The organism is Micromonospora sp. H33 (assembly GCF_052068455.1).
Classification (GTDB): Bacteria; Actinomycetota; Actinomycetes; order Mycobacteriales; family Micromonosporaceae; genus Micromonospora.
On the sequence record NZ_JBQHDE010000007.1, the window covers coordinates 78,059 to 98,750 of the forward strand.

Consider the following 20,692-nt stretch of genomic DNA (forward strand, 5'->3'; position numbering starts at 1 on the left):
GGTCCGCGCCGTCGGCACCCGGCTGAGCCGGTCGGGCGGCACCCCGAGCGGAGTGCCGCCCGACGTCGGTCTACTCCACGCCCTGGTCGTGCGGGACCGTGACGGTGACGGTGCATCCGACCGGCCGGCCAATCTCATCGTGGCCGGCGTACGTCAGCGTGTAGACCCGGTCCCCGCCGTTGCCGGCCCGTTCCGCCCGGAGCTTGCCGGCGGTGTCGGGTGCGCCCGCGGTGAAGTCGCTGACGTCCGCGGCGTCGCCGCCGGTCACGCCGGTGAGGGTGAACGCGTTCGGGCCGAGCACGCCGTCGCGCAGGTCCACGGTCACGGCCACGTCGACCAGTTCGTGGTTCGGCGGCCACAGGACCGGCCGGTCCACCGAACAGTCCAGCTGCCGCTCCGGCACCGGCTCGGCCAGGGTGGCCACCGCGTGGCCGATCGTCGCGGTGACCCGCCCTCCGGCCTCGTAGTACATGTGCACGGTGCGGCCGTCGAAGTAGAACGTCGGTGCGGCCGACCGGCCCGAGTCGGGTGCGGCGCTCATCGAGTCGTGCACCATGCCGAGGTGGATCTCCTGGTCGAAGTTCTCCCCCACGTCGACGGCGTGCATGTTGCCGTCGGCAGCATGGAAGATCACCAGGTTGCGGCCGTTCCAGCGCAGGAAGAACGGCCCGGACGCGTTGGGACCCTCGATGCCCTGCGGGGTCACGATCGGTTCGGGCTGGATGGTCCACGTCCGCGCGTCGTTGGACACCGCCCAGCGGATCCGGCGGGACACCGGGCCGGTCGGTCCGGGCAGCGCCGCCGTGGGGTTGTCCATGAAGACCATCAGGTAGCGGGTTCCCAGGCGCGGCACCGACTGCTCGAACACGCGGGCGTACGAGGTCTCGCCGCCGGTCGTCTCATCCCGGGTGACCGCTGTCCCGCCGTAGCTGAAGTGGATGCCGTCGTCGGAGGTGGCGTAGCGGGTGATCGAGTTTTCGCCGTGGTAGTAGAGGAACAGTTTGCGCTCGCCCTCCACCCAGACCGCGTGCGGGGAGGACACGTGGCTGACCGTCGGGTAGTGCGGCAGCCAGGTGTTGCTGATCAGGGGGTTGGCCTGGTACTCGGTCCAGGGGCCGTCGATCGAGTCGGCGTACGCGAGGGCGATCCCGCCGGGTCGCTCGTGCGGGGCGTAGTACATGTAGTAGGTGCCCAGCGGGTTGGGGAAGTAGTCGGCGGCCCGGATGACGCTCGGGAAGATGAACTCGTTCGTCGGGTTGTAGTCGAGGGTGCTCTTGTCGAAGGCGGTGCCCGCGTACGTGAACTGCGGGAAGTCGAAAGCCGGGTCGGCGGTGGCCGGCGCGGCGCCGGCCAGGGTGGCGACGAGCAGGCCGGCGCCGGCGGCCGCCGTGGCGGCGCGGCGGGGTGATGAGGCAGGTGCTCTCGTCATGCGTCTTCCCCTTCGGTCGGATCGGTCGAACGCTGCGCCGTCCTGATAGGACGGCCGGGGCCGGTCCCGGGCGCACGACGCCGGCAGTCGGGACCCCCAGAGGGTCGCTCCCCCGCGCGTCGCCGATCAGGATGAGGTGACGCTGAGTAAGAGTGCGCGAGGACTCGACCGTCGGCGGTCCGACCGGCCACGGTGCTAATACGTATTAGCATCTATGTTTCTCGAATGTTGCGCGGTCGGACGCGGTCCTGTCAAGAGGGTGGCACCGTTCACCATGACCGCCACCCGGCGCGCCCGCGCCGGCCGACCGGACAGGACGGTCGAGCACCCGCCGCGTCCCGCTAATGCGCATTACTTCAGGGACTTCATCTGATCGAAATCTCGGGTCACACTCTTGACACAGGCAGGAGCGCACACCAGGCTCCTTGCCAACGCCGAGCGCTAATACGCATTAGCCGCACCGGAAGGACTCGTCGTGACCGCTCCCCCCAGACGCGTCACTCAGCGTGACATCGCCCGCTTGGCGGGTGTCAGTCAGGCGACAGTGTCCCTGGTGCTCAACAACCGGGTCGACGCCGAGGTCCGGATCGCTCCGGAGACCCGCGACCGGGTGCTGCGGGCGATTGCCGAGACCGGGTACGCCGCCGACCCGGTCGCCCGCCGACTCGCCTCGCGGTTCAACCGGATCATCGGCGTCTTCACGTACGAGCCCGCCTTCCCCAGTGGCAGCCGCGACTTCTTCCACCCCTTCCTGCTCGGCATCGAGGAGTACGCCGAGCGGGTCGGCTGCGACCTGCTGCTGTTCACCAGCGCACCCGTGGTCGAGGGCCGGCGACGTATCTTCCACCAGGACAACCGGCTGCGCCTGGCCGACGGGTGCATCCTGCTCGGGCGCGAGATCGACGCCGCGGAACTGCAGCGGCTCAACCGCGACGGGTACCCGTACGTCGCCGTGGGCCGTCGCGACGACGCCGGCGGGCCGGTGCCCTACGTCGGCGCGGACTACGCCACGGCGGTGAGCCGGCTCGTCGAGCTGGCGCTGCGCCGCGGCCACCGGCGCCTGGCCTACCTGAGCATGGGCGCCACCGCCGAGTCCTCCGAGGACCGCCGCCGCGGGTTCGACGCCTCCGCGTCGGCCGCGGAGAGCGCCCGCCAGCTGACCGCGACGGCCCGGGACGCCGACACGGTCCTCGACGACCTGCTCGCCGAGGGGACGACCGTCGCCCTCGTGGAGGACTTCGCCACCGCCGTGGCGCTCGAGTCGGCCACCCGGCGGCGCGGGCTGACGGTGCCGGGTGGCCTCTCGATCCTGACCCTCGGCGACCCGACGGTGCCGGTCCCCACCGACATCGCGTTCACCGGGTTCCGCATCCCCCGCGAGGAGATGGGCCGGCAGGCGGTCGAGGTGTTGCGGGGCGTCATCGACGGCAGCGCCGCCGGCGTGCAGCAACGACTCCTCCCCTGCGAACTCGTCGAGGGCGACACCCTCGGCACCCCCGATCCGGCGGTCGACCGCCGCTGAGGCGGCCGGCCGCGCAACTGGAAGGAAGCAAGTGGTACAGATGCGTGCGGACGTCCTCGTCGTCGGGGGCGGACTGGGCGGCGTGGCCGCCGCGCTCGCCGCGGCCCGGGCGGGCCGGTCCGTCATCCTGACCGAGGAGTTCGACTGGCTCGGCGGGCAGCTCACCAGCCAGGCCGTCCCGCCGGACGAGCACTCCTGGATCGAGCAGTTCGGCCTCACCGCCAGCTACCGGGCCCTGCGCACGGGCATCCGCGACTACTACCGCCGCTACTACCCGCTGACCGAGCGCTCCCGCGCCTGGACTGACCTCAACCCGGGTGCCGGCTGGGTGAGCCGGATCTGCCACGAGCCTCGGGTGGCCGTCGCCGTCCTCGAGCAGATGCTCGCCCCGTACCGCGGCGCCGGCCGGTTGACCGTGCTCCAGCCGTACCGGCCGATCGCCGCGGAGACGGACGGGGACCGGGTAACCGGCGTCACGCTGGCCCACCGGGACCGCGACGACCGGATCGACGTCACCGCGCCGTACATTCTGGACGCCACCGAGACCGGTGAGCTGCTGCCGCTGACCGGCACCGAGTACGTCACCGGGTTCGAGTCGCAGGCGCAGACCGGGGAACCGAGTGCACCGGCCGAGGCGCAGCCGATGAACATGCAGGCCGTCTCGGTCTGCTTCGCGATCGACCACGTCGACGGCGATCACACCATCGACCGCCCGGCGGGCTACGACTTCTGGCGGGACTACAAGCCCGACTTCTGGGGTGACCGGCTGCTGTCCTGGCGGTCGCCGCACCCCCGCACGCTGGAGATCGTCGAGCGCAGCTTCACCCCCAACCCGGACGACGACCCGTTGAGCGTGAACGCCGACCAGCGCGTCAACCCCGGCGACGGCAACCTGTGGACGTTCCGCCGGATCGCCGCCCGGCGCAACTTCACCGACGGGTCGTACGGCAGCGACATCACGCTGGTGAACTGGCCGATGATCGACTACTTCGAGAGCCCGGTCATCGACGTGCCGAACGCGTCGTGGCACCTGGCCAAGGCCCGGGAGCTGTCGTACTCGGTGCTGTACTGGCTGCAGACGGAGGCGCCCCGGCCGGACGGCGGCGCCGGCTTCCCCGGGCTGCGGCTGCGCGGTGACGTGACCGGCAGCCGCGACGGCCTCGCCCAGGCGCCGTACGTCCGGGAGTCGCGCCGCATCCGGGCCGAGTACACGGTCGTGGAACAAGATCTGTCACTGGCGGTGCGCGGGCACCACGGCGCCGTCCAGTACCCCGACTCGGTCGGCGTGGGGATGTACCGCATCGACCTGCACCCGTCGACCGGTGGCGACAACTACATCGACGTGGGCTCCTGCCCCTTCGAGGTCCCGCTCGGCGCGCTGATCCCGCAGCGGATGGAGAACCTGCTGCCCGCCGGCAAGAACATCGGCACCACGCACATCACCAACGGCAGCTACCGGCTGCACCCGGTCGAGTGGAACGTCGGCGAGGTCGCCGGTCTGCTCGCCGACTTCTGTCTGGCGCGGGGCGAGTCCCCGCGCGCGGTCCGCGGCACCCCCCGCCTGCTGGCCGAATTCACCGACCGCGTCTCGGCCAGCGGCGTGGAACGACGCTGGCCGCAGATCGCGGGCTACTGAACCGTTGCGAGTGAGTGAGCATGAGTATGCCCACGCATCCACAGTTCCGCCTTACGGCGGAACGCTCCTCGTCTGACCCGCTGGCGCGGTGCGAGGTTGACGCTTCACCGACCCGCGCCAGGAAAAGCCCTGGTCTTACCTGGTCTCCACGTCCGTTCGACCCGTGCGGGCCCGGTTCCCGAGGCACTCCCGGTACCGATCATCAGGGCGCGTTTAGCCTGCCGCCGCAGGAACCGAACGGGCTTGGCTCTCGCCCGAGCGGCGCCGGCCACCATACCACAGAAGCGCATCCACGCTGTACGAACGCTTACTCCACCAGCAACAGTTTGCAACCCCGATGAGGAGAGACATTGTGAAATCCGGAAAGTCGATACGCGTTGTCGCCGCGACCCTCGTCGGCGCCCTGGTCCTGTCCGCCTGTGGTGGCGGCGAGGCGGAGGACACCGGCCCGGCCAGCCTCCGGGTGACCGTCTGGTCGGCCAACGAGGCGCATCTGAAGCTGTTCAACGAGATCGCCGACGAGTACCGGAAGAACCACCCCGACGTCGCGGAGATCAAGTTCGATCCGCTGCCGTTCGAGAACTACACCACCACGCTGACCACGCAGATCGCCGGCGGCAACGCACCCGACCTGGCGTGGGTGTTCGAGAACTCCGCCCCCGACTTCGTCGCCTCGGGCGCGCTGCTGCCGCTGGACGACATCCTCAAGAAGGCCGAGGGCTACCAGTACGACGACATCTCCCCGGCCACGCTGAGGCTCTGGCAGAACGACGGGAAGCTGTTCGCGTACCCGTTCTCCACCTCGCCGTTCGGTGTCTTCGTCAACACCGACCTGCTGAAGCAGGCCGGCCAGAAGACCCCGGCCGAGCTGATCACCGCCGGGCAGTGGACCTGGGACGCCGCGCTGGCCGCCGCCGGCGCCACCCAGGCCGCCACCGGCAAGGCAGGTCTGGTCATCCGCGACTTCGACTACAAGGGCTGGGACAACCTGTCCACCTTCTGGACGGGATGGGGTGCCCAGGCCTGGAGCGAGGACGGCCGGACCTGCGGCTTCGCGAGCCCGGAGATGGTCGACGCGATGACCACCCTGCACAAGGCGATCTTCACCACGAAGGCGCTGCCCGGCCCGGGCACGACTGCGGACTTCTTCGCCGGTGACGCCGCCATGACGATCACCCAGATCTCCCGGGCCTCCCTGCTGAAGGACGACGGCTTCGCCTGGGACCTGGTCCCCCTGCCGGCCGGTCCGAAGGGACCGTACTCAGTGGTCGGGCAGGCCGGCATCGGCGTGATGAAGAAGAGCCGGCACGCCGACGCCGCGGCCGACTTCCTCGCGTTCCTGACCAACCCCACCAACTCGGCCAAGCTGGCCCAGTTCTTCCCGCCGCCGCGCCAGTCCCAGCTGACCGCGGAGACGCTGGCCAAGACGAACCCGAAGCTCAAGCCGGAGCAGTTGCAGAAGGTCGTCATCGACGGCATCACCAACGGCGTCGTCAAGCCGAGCCACTCCGGTCAGGCCGAGATCAGCCAGCAGGTCCGCGCCGGGCTGGACCCGCTGTGGAAGCCGGACGCGGACGTCAAGGCCGTCCTGGACGGGGTCTGCGCCAAGATCCAGCCGCTGCTGGCGAAGTAAGGAAACCGATGACCCGTACGGACACCAGGGTGGGCCCGGTCGAGGCCCGGCCCGCCCTGGGCCCGGCGCGGCCGTTCTGGACCAGCCGCCGCCGCGACCACCTCGCCGGTTACCTCTTCATCGCGCCGCAACTGGTCGGCAGCGCGGTGTTCGTGATCCTGCCGCTGGTTCTCGTCGTCTGGTACAGCCTCCACGAGTGGAACGTGCTCGCCGGCACGTTCGAGTTCGTCGGCGCCGACAACTACGCGGCCCTGGCGGACGACCCCAACCTCGGCTCGGTGCTGCGGGCCACCGGTCTGTTCTCCGTCGGCCTGGTGGCGTTCAACCTCGCCCTGGCGTTGCTCCTCGCGGTCCTGCTCCACCAGAAGCTGCGCGGGACGATCGTGTTCCGCACCCTGTTCTTCTCCCCCGTCGTCGTGTCGCTGGTGGCCTGGACCATCGTGTGGGGCTTCCTGCTTCAGGACAACGGCGGCGTCAACGGCCTGCTCGACACGATCGGGGTGGACGGGCCGAACTGGCTGCGCGGCGAGGGCACCGCGATGCTGTCGGTCATCGTCGTGCAGGTCTTCAAGAACGTCGGCCTGAACATGGTGCTGTTCCTCGCCGCCCTCCAGGGCGTGCCCGGCGAGCTGTACGAGGCCGCGGAGGTGGATGGCGCCAGCCGGATGCGCCAGTTCTGGCGGATCACCGTACCGCTGATCAGCCCGACGATCCTGCTCACCTCGATCATCACCGTGGTCGGCTCGCTCCAGGTCTTCGCGCAGATCGCGGTGCTCACCCAGGGCGGTCCGGGCACCTCGACCACGGTGCTCGTCTACTACCTCTACCAGCAGGCCTTCCAGTTCCATCACTTCGGCTACGGCGCCACGCTGTCGATCCTGCTGTTCGTCATCGTGCTCGCGCTCACCGTGCTGCAGTGGCAGATGCGCAAGAGGTGGGTCTTCCATGAGTCGTGAACTCTCGCCGCGGACCAAGCTGGTGCTCTACGGGGTGCTGCTGATCCTGGCAATCCCGTTCGTCTTCCCGACCTGGTGGATGGTCACCTCGTCGCTGAAGCCGGTGGCGGACATCTTCGCCTTCCCGCCGCAACTGCTGCCGGTCAACCCGCGGCTCGACGCCTACCAGCGAGTGTTCGAGTTGCAGCCGTTCGGCCAGCAGTACCTCAACAGCCTCTACATCGCCCTGCTGGTCACCGTCGGCACGCTGGCGGTGTCGGCCCTGGCCGGGTACGCCTTCGCGCGGATCCGGTTCCGCGGGCAGAACGTGCTGTTCCTGGTCGTCCTCGCCGGCCTGCTCATCCCGAGCGAGGTGACGATCGTCCCGCTGTTCCAGATGTTCTTCAACCTCGGCCTGGTCAACACCCACTGGCCGCTGATCCTGGTGCCGATCCTCGGCGCGCCGAGTGTGCTGGCGACCTTCATCATGCGGCAGTTCTTCATCAGCCTCCCCGGCGAACTGGAGGAGGCGGCCCGGGTCGACGGGCTCGGCCGTTTCGCCACCTTCTGGAAGATCGCCCTGCCGCTGTCGCGGCCCGCACTGGGCGCGGTCGCCATCTTCACCTTCCTGCACAGCTGGAACCTCTACCTGGAGCCGATCGTGTTCCTCTCCTCGCCGGAGAAGTTCACCCTGCCGCAGGCGCTCACCCAGTTCGTCGACGCGTACGGCGGCCCGATGTGGGACGTGCAGCTCGCCGCGGCGTCGATGACCGCGCTGCCGGTGCTGGTGGTCTTCGTCATCGCGCAGAAGCAGTTCGTCGAGGGCCTCGCACACACCGGTCTGAAGGGTTGACCGGAGCCGTGGTCGGCCTGGACATCGGCGGCACGAAGACCGCCGCGGCGTTGGTCGGCCCGGGCGGGGACGTGCTCGAGCGCCGTCAGGTGCCCACCCCCGCCCGGTCCGGGCCCGCTGCCGTCCTGGACACCGCCGCGCGGCTCGCCGCGGACCTGCTCGACGCGGCCGGTCCCGGACCGGTCGGAGTCGGCACCGCCGGCACGGTCGACCCGGCGACCGGCACGATCCGGTACGCCACCGACAGCCTGCCCGGCTGGACCGGCACCCCGGTCGTCGACGCCCTGGCCGGGCGGCTGGGTCGATCCGTCCGGGTCACCAACGACGTGAACGCCGCCGCGCTGGGCGAATGCTGGGTCGGTGCCGCGCGGGACTGCCGCGATGTGCTGCTGGTCGCCGTCGGCACCGGCCTGGGTGCCGCCATCGTCCGGGACGGCCGGGTCGAGGCCGGCGCCCGCGGCGCCGCCGGCGAGATCGCGCACCTGCCGGCCCCGGGTGCCCAGCGGCTGCGCTGCGGGTGTGGCCGGTACGGGCACCTGGAGGCGATCGCCTCGGGCACCGGCGTGGCCGCCGCGTACGCCCTGGCGACCGGCACCCGGCTCACCGGGCGGACCGTCGCGGAGCGGGCGGCTGCCGGCGACATCGTCGCGCGGCAGGTGCTGGACCGGGCCGGCACTGCCCTCGGCACGGCCCTGGCGGGGCTGGTGGCCCTGCTCGATCCGCAGGCGGTCCTGGTCGCCGGCGGGGCGGCCGGAGGCCTGCTCCCCGCCGGCTCGGCCGCCTACTCGGCTGAACTGCCCGCGGGCTGGGCCGACGTGCCCCTGCGGCCCGCCGCGCTAGGCCCGGACGCGGTGGTGGTCGGTGCGGCGCGACTGGCCATGGACACACAGGAGTGAGCAGCGACGGCGCGACCCGAGTGGGAGGGACCGGACGTGGTGAGTGTGCTCGACGACCTGGCCGGCGGGCTGGTGGTGTCCTGCCAGCCGCTGCCCGACGAGCCGGACGACCCGATGCGGGACCCGTACGTCCAGGCCCGGGTCGCGGCGTCGGTGGTACGCGGCGGCGCGGTCGCGGTCCGGGTCAACGGACCGGACGACGTCCGGGCGGTCCGCGCCGTGGTCGACGTGCCGGTGATCGGGCTGTACAAGTACGGCACGGACGACGTCTTCATCACCCCGACGGCCGCCCACGCGGTCGAGGTGGCGCTCGCCGGGGCGCAGATCGTCGCGGTCGACGCCACGGACCGGCCGCGACCGGACGGCCGGACCTTCGCCGACACGGTCCGGGCGGTCCGGGAGCGGACCGACGCACTGGTGCTCGCCGACGTCTCCACCGCGGCGGAGGGCGTCGCCGCCGTCGAGGCGGGCGCGGACGCCGTCGCGACCACGCTGTCCGGCTACACCTCGGCCAGCCCGCAGTCCGACGGGCCCGACCTCGGGCTCGTGGCGCGACTCGTCGCACTGTTACCGGTTCCGGTGCTCGCCGAAGGGCGGTACCGCACGACCGAGCAGATCCGCCGGGCCTTCGAGGTCGGTGCCCATGCGGTGGTGACGGGCAACGCCGTCACCTCGCCGCTGTGGATCACCCGCCGGCTCGTACCGGCCACCCCTCACGCGGGTGGCGCCCCGGAGAACAGGGAGAGCAGATGAAGAGACGGACCCTCCTGGCCACCGGCGTCGCCGGGTTGACTGCCGCAACCGTCGGTCGACCGGCGTCCGCCGCACCACGTGACCAGCAGCGAGCGGTGGCGCTGGTGCCCCTCGACGACCGGCCGGTCAACACCTACTGCCCGCAGATGACCGCAGCGAGCGCCGGCGCCGAGGTGCGACTGCCGCCCCGGGAACTGCTGGGCCGCTTCCTCACCCCGGGCGACGGCGGCGCCATCGCCCGCTGGCTCGGCGCCACCGACGGCGTCGACGGGTACGTGATCTCGGTCAGCATGCTCGCCTACGGCGGCCTGATCGCCTCGCGCACCGCCGCTCCGACCCTCGTCGCCGCACTGGAGAACCTGGCCGCGATCCGGAACCTGCGCGTGACCCGGCCGGGGGCGGTGATCGAGGTGCACGACACCATCCAGCGGCTGGCCATCACCAGCACCGGCACCGACCTGGACAGGTACCGGGACCTGTTGGTCGAGTGGGCGAAGCTCCACGACCAGGTGGCCAACCTCGGGCAGGAGCAGTTGCGGGCCCGGCTCGACGCCGTCCGGGCGCAGATCCCGGACCAGGTCGTCGAGGACTACCTCGCCGCGCGGGCCCGCAACCACCAGGTCAACCGGCTGATGGTCGAGTGGGTCGCCGACGGCACCATCGACCATCTGGTGCTCTCCGAGGACGACACCGCACCGGTCGGTCTGACCCGGGCGGAGCGGGTCGAACTGGAGGCGCTGGTGGCACGGCTCGGCGTCGGCGACCGGGTGGAGATCTTCCCCGGCGCCGACGAGGTCGACGTGCTGCTGGTCGCACGGGTGCTCGCCGTCGGCGCCACGCCGACCTACCGGGTCGAGTACGCCGGTGTCTCCGGCGAGGACTGGACCGCCCAACTGGAGGGCATCCGGTTCGCGGAGAACATCCGTCGACACGTGAGCGCCGTCGGTGGACGGATGGTGGACGGCGACGCGGACATCGTGCTCGCCGTGAACACCCCCTCGGCGGCGCCCGCGCAGCGGGCCACCGACCTGGATGCCTTCGTCGGGCGGATCGGCGGACTGCTGGCCGCCGGCACCCCGGTGATCGTGGTGGACCCGTTGATAGTCAACAAGGCGGACCACGAACTCGTCACGCGGATGGAGGCCCGGCTGGACCTGGTGGCCCTGCTGTCGTACTCGGGGTGGAACACCGGGGGCAACGCGCTCGGGCTGGCGCTGGGTCACGGCACCGCGCGCTGGGCCCACCTTCGCTCCGCGGGCAACGGGTACGGCGTGCCCGAGCTGCGCGGACCCGCCCAGGCGCACGCCGAGTACCTGCTCTACCGGTTCGTCAAGGACGACGCGTGGAAGAACGTGGTGCAGGTCGAGGCGTACGCGCACGCTCGTGCCCAGGGCTGGAACCCACTCGCGCTCTCCCCTGAGCAGAAGAGCTACTTCGACAGCTGGGTACGCGACCGGCTGGTGCCGCTGACCGAGCGTTACTTCGCCGACCACTTCGCCGGGCACCGCGTCGTGCTGGGCCGGCGGGGCGCGAAGACGTTCACGGCGCCCCTGACGCGCTTCGAGTCGGCCCGGGTCGAGCTGCCGTGGGACCGACTCTTCGAGGTGATCCTGGAGCCCCGTCTACGACTGTCCTGACCGGACGGTCACCCAGCGGACGCTGCCCCCGGCGTCAGCGACGCTGCCGGCACGGTACGCAGTACCGGGCCGAGGCCAGGACCTCCAGGCGGGCCACCGGGATCTTGCCGCCGCAGCCCCTCGCAGCTGCCGTAGGTACGTGGGAGGCCGAAACGAACTCGCGCCAGCGTGATCCGTGACCGCGGCTGCATCCGTAGGCCGATGGGACATCCGCCTGGGCCAACGACGCGTACCGCCGTACGAGGCGCGCCGCCGCTTCGCGAGAAGCTTGTCAGTTCCAGCGGACGGCAAAAGGCAAAGGCAAGGAGATCTCTCTCCTTGCCACTCTTAACGTGCACTGGGGGGCTTGCGGCAAGACCCGTGTTGTGGCGCAGAATCGTCGGCCGAGGCCACAACCTGCGGAAATGGGGGCACGACGTGCCTGTGTGGTTGTCGACGTATGGGGGACGCGGTGAACGTGTTGGATCTTCAAGATGTTGACGAGATGCGGGTCGCGGTCGTTGGCGGCAAGGGCGCGCACCTGGGCGGGCTGTCGCGGATCGAAGGCATCCGCGTGCCGGCTGGCTTTTGTGTGACGACGGACGCCTTCCGGCGGGTCATGGCGGAAGCGCCGTCGATCGACGATCGGCTCGATCAGCTGTCGCGCCTGAACCCGGACGACCGGGAGGCGATCCGCACGCTCAGCGCGGAGATCCGCCGGACCATCGAAGGGATCGCCATCCCGGGCGATCTGACAGCGGCGATCACCCGCGCGCTCGCCCAGCTCGGCGAGCAAGCCGCCTACGCCGTCCGATCCAGCGCGACGGCAGAGGACCTGCCGACGGCCTCCTTCGCCGGCCAGCAGGACACGTACCTCAACGTCGTGGGGCCGGCGGCGATCCTCCAGCACGTCAGCCGGTGCTGGGCGTCGCTGTTCACCGAGCGGGCCGTGACCTACCGCCAGCGCAACGGCATCGACCACCGTACGGTCCACATGGCCGTGGTCGTGCAGCAGATGGTCTTCCCGCATGCGGCCGGCATCCTGTTCACGGCCGACCCCGTCACGGGCAACCGGAAGGTCGCCACCGTGGACGCCAGCTTCGGCCTCGGCGAGGCCCTGGTCTCCGGCCTGGTGAACCCGGACGTCTACAAGGTGCGCGACGGCCGGATCGTCGCCAAGGCGATCGCCGCCAAGCAGCGTGCCGTTCACGCCCTGCCGGCTGGCGGTACGCAGGAAGTGGCGATCGACCCGCAGCGGCAGGAGCAGCCGGCGCTGACGGACGCGCAGGTCGTGCGGCTCGTGCAGCTCGGCCGGCGGATCGAAGCGCACTTCGGCCGCCCGCAGGACATCGAATGGTGCCTGGTCGACGACGGCTTCCGGATCGTCCAGAGCCGGCCGATCACCACGCTGTTCCCCATTCCCGCGGCCCGCGACGCAGAGAACCACGTCTACGTCTCAGTCGGCCACCAACAGATGATGACCGACCCCATGAAGCCCCTGGGGGTCTCCGTGTGGCAGCTGACGGCCATGGCGCCGATGCACGAGGCCGGCGGGAGGCTGTTCGTCGACGTCACCCGGGGCCTGGCCTCGCCGACGAGCCGCGCCGGCCTCCTGGAGCTCGCGGGGAGATCCGATCCGCTGACCAGGGACGCGCTGGAGACCGTCCTCGACCGCGACGACTTCGTCCCGTCGCTCCCGGACGCGGGTCCCGGCGGGCCGCCGGCCAGCGGCGGGTCCGCCCCGATCGAGACCGATCCGGCCATCGTCACCGAGCTGATCGAGCGCAGCCAGGCGTCCATCGCCGCCCTGCGGCGCGACATCCGGACGAAGACCGGACCGGCGCTGTTCGACTTCCTGCTGGAGGCATTCCAGGATCACAAGCGAGTCCTCAGCGATCCGCTGAGCATGCAGGCGATCATGGGGGGGATGGAGGCCACCTGGTGGCTCAACGACCAGCTGCAGGAGCGGCTGGGCGAGAAGAACGCGGCCGACACGCTCACACTGTCCGCCCCCAACAACGTCACCTCGGAGATGGGACTGGCGCTGCTCGACGTCGCCGACGTGATCCGCCCGCACCCGGAGGTGGTGGCGTTCCTGCAGGGCGTCGAGGACGAGGGCTTCCTGGACGAGCTGCCGAAGCTCGCGGGCGGGACCGAAGCGCGCGACGCCATCGAAACCTACCTCGACCGATACGGCATGCGCTGCGTCGGCGAGATCGACATCACGAGGCCGCGCTGGAGCGAACGCCCCAGCACGCTCGTGCCCCTGATCCTCGACAACGTCAGGAACTTCGAGACGGGCGCCGCCGAGCGGCGCTTCGAGCGAGGGCGGCAGGAGGCGCAGAAGAAGGAACAGGACGTGCTCTCACGCTTGCGGGCCCTGCCGGACGGAGAGCAGAAAGCCGACGAGGCCAAGCGGATGATCGACCGGGTCCGGACCTTCATCGGCTACCGGGAGTACCCGAAGTACGGCATCGTCAGCCGCTACTTCGTCTATAAGCAGGCCTTGCTGGAAGAGGCCGAGCGCCTCGTGCAGGCCAACGTGCTCCCTGAGAAGGAAGACATCTTCTACCTCACGTTCCAGGAACTCCACGACGTTGTGCGCTCGAACAGAGTGGATGACCAGCTCATCCAGCAGCGCAAGGACGCGTTCCGGTCGTACCACGCGCTCACGCCGCCCCGGGTGCTCACATCTGACGGCGAGGCCGTCGCCGGCGCGTACCGGCGCGACGACGTGCCGGCCGGTGCCCTGATCGGCTTACCGGTTTCCGCCGGGACCATCGAGGGGAGGGCCCGCGTCATCCTCGACATGGCGGAGGCCGATCTCGAGGCGGGCGACATCCTGGTCACGGCCTACACCGATCCCAGCTGGTCGCCCCTGTTCGTCGCGATCACCGGCCTGGTGACGGAGGTGGGCGGCCTGATGACCCATGGCGCAGTGATCGCCCGGGAGTACGGCTTGCCGGCCGTCGTCGGTGTGGTAGATGCCACCCGGCTTATCCGGGACGGGCAGCGGATCCGCGTGCATGGAACCGACGGGTACGTCGAGATCCTGCCTTGACCAACCACACCGGGAAGGCCCATTCGTAGCTTGCGCTGGCTGCAGGACGTGCGCCGTTACCAACCGACCGTCTCGCGCCGGCTGTCTGTCGTGGTCGGCTTCTACCGCGTAACGGCGACGAGCGACTCTGCCAAATGCAGCGTGTAGATCTGCCGACGGCGGAATGCCTTGAGTCCGAGGCGACGGTTGGAGAGGCTCAGGGCGTGCCTGAGCTGATGAACATCGCGGTCGGGGACCTGCGCTTCTCACTGCGGGTATGGCAAGCCGTCGGCAAGGACAAGACGCCCACCGTGCTGCTTCATGCCACCGGAAAGACCGCACGCGACTGGGACGTGATCGCCTCAGGCCTGTGTGCTGAGCGGACGGTGTACGCCGTCGACCTGCGGGGCCACGGTGCCAGTGACTGGCCCGGCACGTACGGCGTGAATCTGTTCGCGCAAGACGTCATCGGCATTCTGGACCAACTGGACACCGGCGCGGTGGACCTGGTCGGTCACTCCCTCGGCGGTTTGGTGGCCTGTGTGGTGGCCGCCGAACGGCCGGGACACGTCCGTAAACTCGTCCTTGAGGACATTGCTTTCCCACACCCTCGACCGCCGGGACTTCCCAACCGTCCCGCAGGGGATCTGCCCTTCGACTGGCACATGGTGGAGCAGGTCCGGCCCGAGATCGACGATCCGGATCCGGGATGGGCCGACATCGTCGCCCGGGTCACGGCATCCACCCTGCTCATCGGTGGCGGAGCAACGAGCCCGGTCCCCCAGCAGCACGTCGCCGAACTCGCCGATCGTCTGGCCGACGCCCGGCTGACGACGATCGAGGCCGGCCATCTGGTGCACGAGACCGTTCCAGACCAGTACCTCAGTACCCTGGTCGCATTCCTCGCCGAATGATCGAGTGGCAGACAGTGACCGGCCAGGCCTGTGCTTCCACTCGGTACTGCCGAGTGTCGTGCGTTTGGACCTCCTGGTCAGGCGGGGTCGTGGCTGGTCCTGCCGAATGCGGCTGCGGCAGACGACATGGGCCAGCGTCCGATCGACGTCACCTGCTCGGCGCTGTCCACCGCCCCGGTCGGGTTCGACGGCGAGGCGAACACTCAGGCCTTAGTGCGGTCCGTGCGCGGTCACTTACCGGCGGGGTGCAAGCCGTTGACGAACGCGGCGAACGTGGCCCGCTGCTCCTCGGTCATCAGGTCCTTCGGGATCGTGATCGCCTGAATCTTGCCGAACATGATGTACCAGACCTCGGGAGTCTCGATGACGCGGCCGAGGCCGCTCCACCGCAACCGCGACTCGGCAAGCGGGTAGGTCAGGGTGACCCACTCGTCGTCCAGCGTCATCTGAAACCCGTCCCTGATGACGTCGGACTGCATACGCATCGACCGAGCCACCGTTATCGGTGCGATCGCGACCACGAACAGCAGTCCGAGAACCAGGGCAACGTAGGCCAGCGGCGATGACGCCTCCAGGGCCGCCAGGGCGAGACCGAGGACGACCAGCACTCCACCCAGGATGCGGATGGATTTCAGCTGCGGACGGAGGATGAACTGGAGTGTGCGCCGTAGCTGTTTCTCGTCGTAGGGGACCCACATGGAGATCTGCATCGCCGCATCCTAGATCCAGCATCAAGGGGTGCTGCTGGTGATCGGCACCCGGGCCGATCAGCCACCCGGCAACGTGTCCGACGCGCCGGGTCTGGGCTCCAGGACCACCACCGCGGTCTCGGACGACCGTAGTGCCGCGTAGGCGTCGAGGTTCGTGTCGATCTCGCGCCAGCGGGCCCACAGCCGCGACCGCTCGTCACCTGTTGCGGCGCGACCACGTACCAGCCGCCGTCCGTCGACGAGGTCGACGGTCGCGTCCGGATGCGTCCGCAGGTTGAGCCACCAGGCGGGCTCGCCCTCACCCCACCCGTTCATCGCCAGCGAGACCAGGTTCGGCCCATCCTCGACGTACCCGAGGATGACGCCGCGCTGCTGGCCGGTGCGGCGGCCGGTGGTAGTCAGCCGTAGTGTGCCCCAGCCGTGGGCGCGTGGCCGCCACAATCCGACTCGGCCGCGGAAGACCCGGTACAGGCCCCGGTGCACCGACCAGGCCAGACGGATGAACCAGCGCGGCGGAAGCCGCGGTGTTTTCGCCCGGTTCTCGACCGACATGACGACCTCCCACACGCAGGCCGCCATCGTACGAACAGGACGCCAGCCGCAGCCTCGGGCGGACCAGCACAGCCGATCGGCCCGCCGATGCCCCCGGCTGCATCACCTCCTCGCCGGCCTCGCACCGCTGCAGCTGGGTCTTCACCCTGCCGGCTCAGGACGGTGCCGAGCTGTGCCGCGGTCGCGCAGCATCCAGGCGCCGAGCGCCGCAAGGCCGAGCAGGGCGATGAAGACCAGGTTGTGCTCCGCTCGCTGTCCGGCGGCGCCAGCGGCCGTGAAGAGCAACGAGGTCGGGAGTACTCCCGCGGCGCCGACCAGGGTCACGCGACCCCAGCCGAGGTCGGACGTGCCGGCGAGCATGGCGACGGTTTCGGCCAGCACCGGCACCGGCCGGGTGAGACAAACGGCGAGCAGCCCGTAACGTTCGAGCAACGCCTCGGCGCGAGCGCGCTGCGCCGGCGTCGTGATGCGGGTCAGCAGGCCCCGGCCGCGCCGGCCGATGCCGAAGGCGGTGAGCGTGGCCCCGAGCCCGCCCATCATGGAGAGCAGGGCGCCCGGAAGCATGCCGAACAACGCTCCGGGTGCGCGCTCTGTGCTCGCCGACGTCCGCTCACAGTGGCGACGCGTCGGCGTCCCGCAGTGCGAGGAGGCACCGATCGGCTTCGGCAGCCTCTTCCGCCACAACCTCCGCCTGGCCGGCGGACCCGCACCGGTCCGCGCCTACATCGAGGAACTGATGCCCGACATCCTCAACGGCACCATCGAACCGGGGAAGGTCTTCGACACCACGACCGACCTCGACGGCGTCCCGGCCGGCTACCAGAACATGGCCGACCGCACCAGCCTCAAGGTCCTCATCAAGCACTGACCCCAGGGCGCACAACGGCGAGGGGGTACGGCCCCGTCCGCGCCCCTAACCGCGACGTCGGAACAGAGCACCACCGGGCCCCCGGTGGCCAGCTCCCGGCGCACGGCAGCGCCCAGCAGGGCGGCACCGGCGGGGTCAGCCCGGCAATGGCGCCCGGGCGCGCAGCAGCGCCGCGACCCGCTCGCACCACTCGCGGTTCTCCTGCTCGAACCGGCGGCCGCGCAGACACGTCAGGTACGGCCCGATCCGGTCGCCCTCGCGCAGGAACGTCTCCTCGTCCAGCTCGCCACGCAGCCGCTGTAGCATCCGATCGAAGATTTCCACCTTTGCCGCCGCCATGACCGCGCGCTCCTCGAGCTGGACGATGACCGGGGCCGGGTCCAGCCGGTCGACGGCCTGGACCATGACGAGCAGATCCTCCCGGATGGACGACGGCTTCGACGGCGTCGCAGTGAACGCGGCCAGCTCCGCGAGGCCGGCGTCGGTGACCGTGAACAGTCTCTTGTTGGGCCGGTCCCGCTGGATGACCTGCCGGCCGGCGATCAGCCCCTCGCGCTCCAGCTTGGCCAGCTCGGCGTAGAGCTGCTGGGGCACCGCGTACCAGAAGTTCGACAGCGACACATCGAAGGTCTTGGCCAGCTGGTACCCGCTGTACTCGCCGTCAAGCAGTGCCGCCAGCACCGCGTGGCGCAGCGCCATCGGCCGCACCTCCCGCTTCCCTCGTCGCATAGTCAGTGATATGACTACTCCTATCGTTGACTATAGGAGGCAGCCATGAGGACCGTCGAGCGGTTCCGTGCCGCCGTCGAGGCCCGAGACTTGACCGCGTTCGACGGGTTGTTCAGCCCCGACGTGCGCTTCTTCAGCCCGGTGAAGTTCACTCCGTTCCAGGGGGCGCAGTCCGTCCACGGGCTCCTCGGCGTACTCCTGCGCACGTTCGAGGATTTTCGGTACGTCGGGCAACTGGCCGGCGAGGCCGAGATCGGTACGGCGGGCCGGCCGGCCGAGTCGCACATCCTCATCTTCCGCGCGACCGTGCGTGGCAAGCAGATCCACGGCCTCGACCTGCTCCAGCTCGGTGACGACGGCCTGATCGAGGAGTTCACGGTCATGGTCCGCCCCCTGTCCGCCGTCAACGCGCTGAGCGAGGCGGTCCTCGCCGGCCTCGCCGCCGACGGGATCGCCCCGTGACCTGGAAGGACGCGAGATGAAGCTTGGATACACCACCGGCTACTGGTCCTCCGGCCCACCCGCCGGCGCCACGGAGGCCATCGCGGAGGCCGACCGCCTCGGCTTCGACTCAATCTGGGCTGCCGAGGCGTATGGGTCGGACTGCTTGACCCCGCTCGCCTGGTGGGGCGCCAGCACCTCCCGCGTGCGGCTGGGCACCAACATCATGCAGATGTCGGCCCGTACGCCGACCGCCGCCGCGATGGCGGCGCTCACCCTCGACCACCTGTCCGGCGGCCGGTTCATCCTCGGGCTCGGCGCCTCCGGCCCGCAGGTCGTGGAGGGATGGTACGGCCAGCCGTACCCGCGGCCGCTGGCCCGCACCCGGGAGTACATCGAGATCATCCGCGCCGTCCTCGCCCGCACCGGCCCGGTCGAGTACGACGGTGCCTTCTTCCAGCTGCCGCAGCGCGGCGGCACCGGCCTGGGCAAGCCGCTGAAGTCCACCGTCCACCCGCTGCGCACCGACATCCCGATCTTCCTCGCCGCCGAAGGGCCGAAGAACGTGGCGTTGGCCGCCGAAGTCGCCGACGGCTGGCTGCCGTTGTTCTTTTCCCCCAAGGCGGACGGCTTCTATCGCGCCGCGCTGGCCGAGGGCTTCGCCCGACCGGGCGCCCGCCGCGGCCCGGACGCGTTCGAGGTCGCCGCGACCGTGCCGATCGTCGTCGACGACGACGTGGAGCAGGCGGCCGACCGGATCCGGCCGTTCGTCGCGCTGTACGTCGGTGGCATGGGTGCCAAGTCGGCCAACTTCCACCGTGACGTCATCGCCCGCCTCGGGTACGAGCGGGAGTGCGACGTCATCACCGAGGCGTACCTGGCGGGCAACAAGCAGGAGGCCATCGCCGCCGTTCCGACCGCGCTGGTGGAGGACATCGCGCTGATCGGGCCGGCCGCAAAGATCAAGGACGAGCTGCAGCGGTGGCGCGAGAGCGTGATCACCACCCTGCTGGTCCAGGGCGGCCCACGGCAGCTGCGCCAGATCGCCGAGCTGGTCGACTGACGACACGCATCGACCTTGAAGGCTCCTCGCGGTTGGGTTGTCTTGTGCATTCGGGCGACGACCACGGCCCCGGCCGGGGCCGTGGTCGGGTTGTCAGATGGTGATGACCACTTTCGCCCGCGCGTGTTCACCTTCGAGGTACCGGATGGCTTGGGGCACCTCGTGGAGCGGGTAGGTCCGGTCGATGACCGGGGTGAGGCGGCCGGTCTCGGCGTGGGCGCGGAGTGTGTCGAGATGTTGCCGGCTGGGTGCCGTGGTGAGTGTGACGATGCGGTGTCGAACGAAGGGTGCCAGCAGCCGCCCGCGCGCGATGAGCCAGATCGGTCCGATGAGGCTGCCGCCGCGGTACACGCCGCCGCCGGAGAGCACCAGGGTCCCGGTCGGGGTCAGCGCCCGCCGGAGCGCGGTGAGTGAGCGGTTGCCGACCAGGTCGAACACGACGTCGTGGCGGCGGGCGTCGTGGGTGAAGTCGTCGCGGGTGTAGTCGACGACGTGGTCGGCGCCGAGGGAGCGGACCAGGTCGACGTTGTGGGTGCTGCACACCCCGGTTACGGTCGCGCCGAGCACCTTGGCCAGTTGGACGGCCAGGGTGCCGACGCCGCCGGAGGCGCCGTTGATGAGGACGCGGTGGCCAGGCTGGACCTGGCCGACGTCGCACAGTCCCATGAGCGCGGTGATGCCGGCGAGCGGCAGGGCGGCCGCCTGCTGCGGCGTCAGGTTCGCCGGCTTCGGCGCGACCAAAGTCTCGGGTACGCATACGTACTCGGCGAACGCGCCGTTGGTGTCGCCGAGGTCGCCGAAGACGGCGTCGCCCGGGCGCACTTGTCGAACGTGGGCGCCAACGGCCTCAACCCGGCCGGCGAAGTCGCGGCCACGGATGCGCGCTCGCGGCCCTGACCGGCCCATGGCCAACCGCGCCATCCGCGGATCGCCACGCATGACATGCCAGTCGTACGCGTTGAGCGCGGCGGCCCCGACCCGCACGAGCACCTCGTCGGCGGCAGGCACCGGCGCGTCGACGTCCGCGAGCGTGAGCGTCTCCGGCGGGCCGTATCGGTCTTGGACGATCGCTTTCATCTTTCCCTCCCCCCGGTGTACGGCG

The 20,692-nt window shown here is 70.4% G+C and carries 20 protein-coding genes; 13 read left to right on the top strand and 7 right to left on the bottom strand.

Annotated features, from left to right (window positions below; genetic code table 11):
- Window positions 1-70: 70 nt before the first annotated feature.
- Window positions 71-1,429, bottom strand: a complete 1,359-nt coding sequence (locus ACTMS0_RS17550) for a hypothetical protein (RefSeq protein WP_441156285.1) — start codon at window positions 1,427-1,429, stop codon at window positions 71-73.
- A 475-nt stretch (window positions 1,430-1,904) separates the two neighbouring features.
- Here ACTMS0_RS17550 and ACTMS0_RS17555 point away from each other — a divergent pair, with 475 nt between their 5' ends.
- The 8 genes from ACTMS0_RS17555 to ACTMS0_RS17590 all read left to right on the top strand — a co-directional run bounded on the left by ACTMS0_RS17555 (window position 1,905) and on the right by ACTMS0_RS17590 (window position 11,294).
- Entirely contained in the window at window positions 1,905-2,951 is a 1,047-nt protein-coding gene (locus ACTMS0_RS17555; protein WP_441156286.1) for a LacI family DNA-binding transcriptional regulator, read from the top strand.
- Window positions 2,952-2,991: 40 nt separating this feature from the next.
- Window positions 2,992-4,587 carry an FAD-dependent oxidoreductase gene (locus ACTMS0_RS17560; protein WP_441156287.1) on the top strand — a complete coding sequence of 532 codons (1,596 nt, stop codon included), beginning with the start codon at window positions 2,992-2,994 and terminating at the stop codon, window positions 4,585-4,587.
- Between the two features lie 352 nt (window positions 4,588-4,939).
- Window positions 4,940-6,220: an ABC transporter substrate-binding protein gene (locus ACTMS0_RS17565; RefSeq protein WP_441156288.1), complete on the top strand. Its 1,281-nt coding sequence runs from the start codon at window positions 4,940-4,942 to the stop codon at window positions 6,218-6,220.
- A gap of 8 nt (window positions 6,221-6,228) precedes the next feature.
- Complete coding sequence (locus ACTMS0_RS17570; protein ID WP_441156289.1) at window positions 6,229-7,176, top strand: carbohydrate ABC transporter permease; 948 nt, start codon at window positions 6,229-6,231, stop codon at window positions 7,174-7,176.
- Window positions 7,166-8,008 (top strand): carbohydrate ABC transporter permease, encoded by an 843-nt coding sequence (locus ACTMS0_RS17575; protein ID WP_441156290.1) that lies wholly within the window; start codon window positions 7,166-7,168, stop codon window positions 8,006-8,008. Before ACTMS0_RS17570 ends, ACTMS0_RS17575 begins: the two co-directional genes overlap by 11 nt.
- Window positions 8,005-8,904 carry an ROK family protein gene (locus ACTMS0_RS17580; protein ID WP_441156291.1) on the top strand — a complete coding sequence of 300 codons (900 nt, stop codon included), beginning with the start codon at window positions 8,005-8,007 and terminating at the stop codon, window positions 8,902-8,904. Before ACTMS0_RS17575 ends, ACTMS0_RS17580 begins: the two co-directional genes overlap by 4 nt.
- A gap of 39 nt (window positions 8,905-8,943) precedes the next feature.
- Window positions 8,944-9,657, top strand: coding sequence for an N-acetylmannosamine-6-phosphate 2-epimerase (locus ACTMS0_RS17585; RefSeq protein ID WP_441156292.1), 714 nt, complete (start codon window positions 8,944-8,946; stop codon window positions 9,655-9,657).
- A complete protein-coding gene (locus ACTMS0_RS17590) occupies window positions 9,654-11,294 on the top strand; it encodes a DUF4127 family protein (protein WP_441156293.1) in 1,641 nt (546 codons plus the stop codon). Before ACTMS0_RS17585 ends, ACTMS0_RS17590 begins: the two co-directional genes overlap by 4 nt.
- 34 nt (window positions 11,295-11,328) lie before the next feature.
- Here the strand turns inward: ACTMS0_RS17590 and ACTMS0_RS17595 are convergent, their stop codons facing one another.
- On the bottom strand, window positions 11,329-11,391 hold the full coding sequence (locus ACTMS0_RS17595) for a hypothetical protein (protein WP_441156454.1): 63 nt from the start codon (window positions 11,389-11,391) through the stop codon (window positions 11,329-11,331).
- 354 nt (window positions 11,392-11,745) lie between these two features.
- Between ACTMS0_RS17595 and rph the strand changes: the two genes are divergently transcribed.
- Together rph and ACTMS0_RS17605 are read left to right on the top strand one after the other, a co-directional pair.
- Window positions 11,746-14,334, top strand: a complete 2,589-nt coding sequence (rph, locus tag ACTMS0_RS17600; RefSeq protein ID WP_441156294.1) for a rifamycin-inactivating phosphotransferase — start codon at window positions 11,746-11,748, stop codon at window positions 14,332-14,334.
- A gap of 203 nt (window positions 14,335-14,537) precedes the next feature.
- Window positions 14,538-15,227, top strand: coding sequence for an alpha/beta fold hydrolase (locus tag ACTMS0_RS17605; protein ID WP_441156295.1), 690 nt, complete (start codon window positions 14,538-14,540; stop codon window positions 15,225-15,227).
- A 230-nt stretch (window positions 15,228-15,457) separates the two neighbouring features.
- Here ACTMS0_RS17605 and ACTMS0_RS17610 read toward each other — a convergent pair whose 3' ends face one another.
- From ACTMS0_RS17610 to ACTMS0_RS17620, 3 genes are all read right to left on the bottom strand, one after another.
- Window positions 15,458-15,937: a YcxB family protein gene (locus ACTMS0_RS17610; protein WP_441156296.1), complete on the bottom strand. Its 480-nt coding sequence runs from the start codon at window positions 15,935-15,937 to the stop codon at window positions 15,458-15,460.
- Window positions 15,938-15,994: 57 nt separating this feature from the next.
- Entirely contained in the window at window positions 15,995-16,489 is a 495-nt protein-coding gene (locus ACTMS0_RS17615; protein WP_441156297.1) for a nitroreductase/quinone reductase family protein, read from the bottom strand.
- A 141-nt stretch (window positions 16,490-16,630) separates the two neighbouring features.
- A complete protein-coding gene (locus tag ACTMS0_RS17620; protein ID WP_441156298.1) occupies window positions 16,631-17,053 on the bottom strand; it encodes a VTT domain-containing protein in 423 nt (140 codons plus the stop codon).
- Between ACTMS0_RS17620 and ACTMS0_RS17625 the strand changes: the two genes are divergently transcribed.
- On the top strand, window positions 17,052-17,357 hold the full coding sequence (locus ACTMS0_RS17625; protein ID WP_441156299.1) for a hypothetical protein: 306 nt from the start codon (window positions 17,052-17,054) through the stop codon (window positions 17,355-17,357). The genes ACTMS0_RS17620 and ACTMS0_RS17625 overlap by 2 nt on opposite strands.
- 135 nt (window positions 17,358-17,492) lie before the next feature.
- Here the strand turns inward: ACTMS0_RS17625 and ACTMS0_RS17630 are convergent, their stop codons facing one another.
- The gene (locus ACTMS0_RS17630) at window positions 17,493-18,056 is read right to left on the bottom strand and encodes a PadR family transcriptional regulator (protein ID WP_441156300.1); all 564 of its coding nucleotides are present in this window, start codon (window positions 18,054-18,056) and stop codon (window positions 17,493-17,495) included.
- Between the two features lie 75 nt (window positions 18,057-18,131).
- Between ACTMS0_RS17630 and ACTMS0_RS17635 the strand changes: the two genes are divergently transcribed.
- Both ACTMS0_RS17635 and ACTMS0_RS17640 read left to right on the top strand, forming a co-directional pair.
- Window positions 18,132-18,548, top strand: a complete 417-nt coding sequence (locus ACTMS0_RS17635) for a nuclear transport factor 2 family protein (RefSeq protein ID WP_441156301.1) — start codon at window positions 18,132-18,134, stop codon at window positions 18,546-18,548.
- Between the two features lie 16 nt (window positions 18,549-18,564).
- Window positions 18,565-19,590, top strand: a complete 1,026-nt coding sequence (locus ACTMS0_RS17640) for an LLM class F420-dependent oxidoreductase (protein ID WP_441156302.1) — start codon at window positions 18,565-18,567, stop codon at window positions 19,588-19,590.
- Window positions 19,591-19,683: 93 nt separating this feature from the next.
- On the opposite strand, the gene ACTMS0_RS17645 is transcribed toward ACTMS0_RS17640, so the two are convergent.
- A complete protein-coding gene (locus ACTMS0_RS17645) occupies window positions 19,684-20,667 on the bottom strand; it encodes an NAD(P)-dependent alcohol dehydrogenase (protein ID WP_441156303.1) in 984 nt (327 codons plus the stop codon).
- Window positions 20,668-20,692 lie beyond the last annotated feature (25 nt).

What these genes read in the sequence shown, in the direction of transcription:
- ACTMS0_RS17620 (WP_441156298.1), bottom strand. Translation starts at nt 17,053, where the DNA reads ATGCTTCCGGGCGCCCTGCTCTCCATGATGGGCGGGCTCGGGGCCACG.
- ACTMS0_RS17575 (WP_441156290.1), top strand. Translation starts at nt 7,166, where the DNA reads ATGAGTCGTGAACTCTCGCCGCGGACCAAGCTGGTGCTCTACGGGGTG.
- ACTMS0_RS17590 (WP_441156293.1), top strand. Translation starts at nt 9,654, where the DNA reads ATGAAGAGACGGACCCTCCTGGCCACCGGCGTCGCCGGGTTGACTGCC.
- ACTMS0_RS17610 (WP_441156296.1), bottom strand. Translation starts at nt 15,937, where the DNA reads ATGCAGATCTCCATGTGGGTCCCCTACGACGAGAAACAGCTACGGCGC.
- ACTMS0_RS17550 (WP_441156285.1), bottom strand. Translation starts at nt 1,429, where the DNA reads ATGACGAGAGCACCTGCCTCATCACCCCGCCGCGCCGCCACGGCGGCC.
- ACTMS0_RS17615 (WP_441156297.1), bottom strand. Translation starts at nt 16,489, where the DNA reads ATGTCGGTCGAGAACCGGGCGAAAACACCGCGGCTTCCGCCGCGCTGG.
- ACTMS0_RS17640 (WP_441156302.1), top strand. Translation starts at nt 18,565, where the DNA reads ATGAAGCTTGGATACACCACCGGCTACTGGTCCTCCGGCCCACCCGCC.
- ACTMS0_RS17630 (WP_441156300.1), bottom strand. Translation starts at nt 18,056, where the DNA reads ATGGCGCTGCGCCACGCGGTGCTGGCGGCACTGCTTGACGGCGAGTAC.
- ACTMS0_RS17645 (WP_441156303.1), bottom strand. Translation starts at nt 20,667, where the DNA reads ATGAAAGCGATCGTCCAAGACCGATACGGCCCGCCGGAGACGCTCACG.
- ACTMS0_RS17570 (WP_441156289.1), top strand. Translation starts at nt 6,229, where the DNA reads ATGACCCGTACGGACACCAGGGTGGGCCCGGTCGAGGCCCGGCCCGCC.
- ACTMS0_RS17635 (WP_441156301.1), top strand. Translation starts at nt 18,132, where the DNA reads ATGAGGACCGTCGAGCGGTTCCGTGCCGCCGTCGAGGCCCGAGACTTG.
- ACTMS0_RS17560 (WP_441156287.1), top strand. Translation starts at nt 2,992, where the DNA reads ATGCGTGCGGACGTCCTCGTCGTCGGGGGCGGACTGGGCGGCGTGGCC.
- ACTMS0_RS17625 (WP_441156299.1), top strand. Translation starts at nt 17,052, where the DNA reads ATGCCGAACAACGCTCCGGGTGCGCGCTCTGTGCTCGCCGACGTCCGC.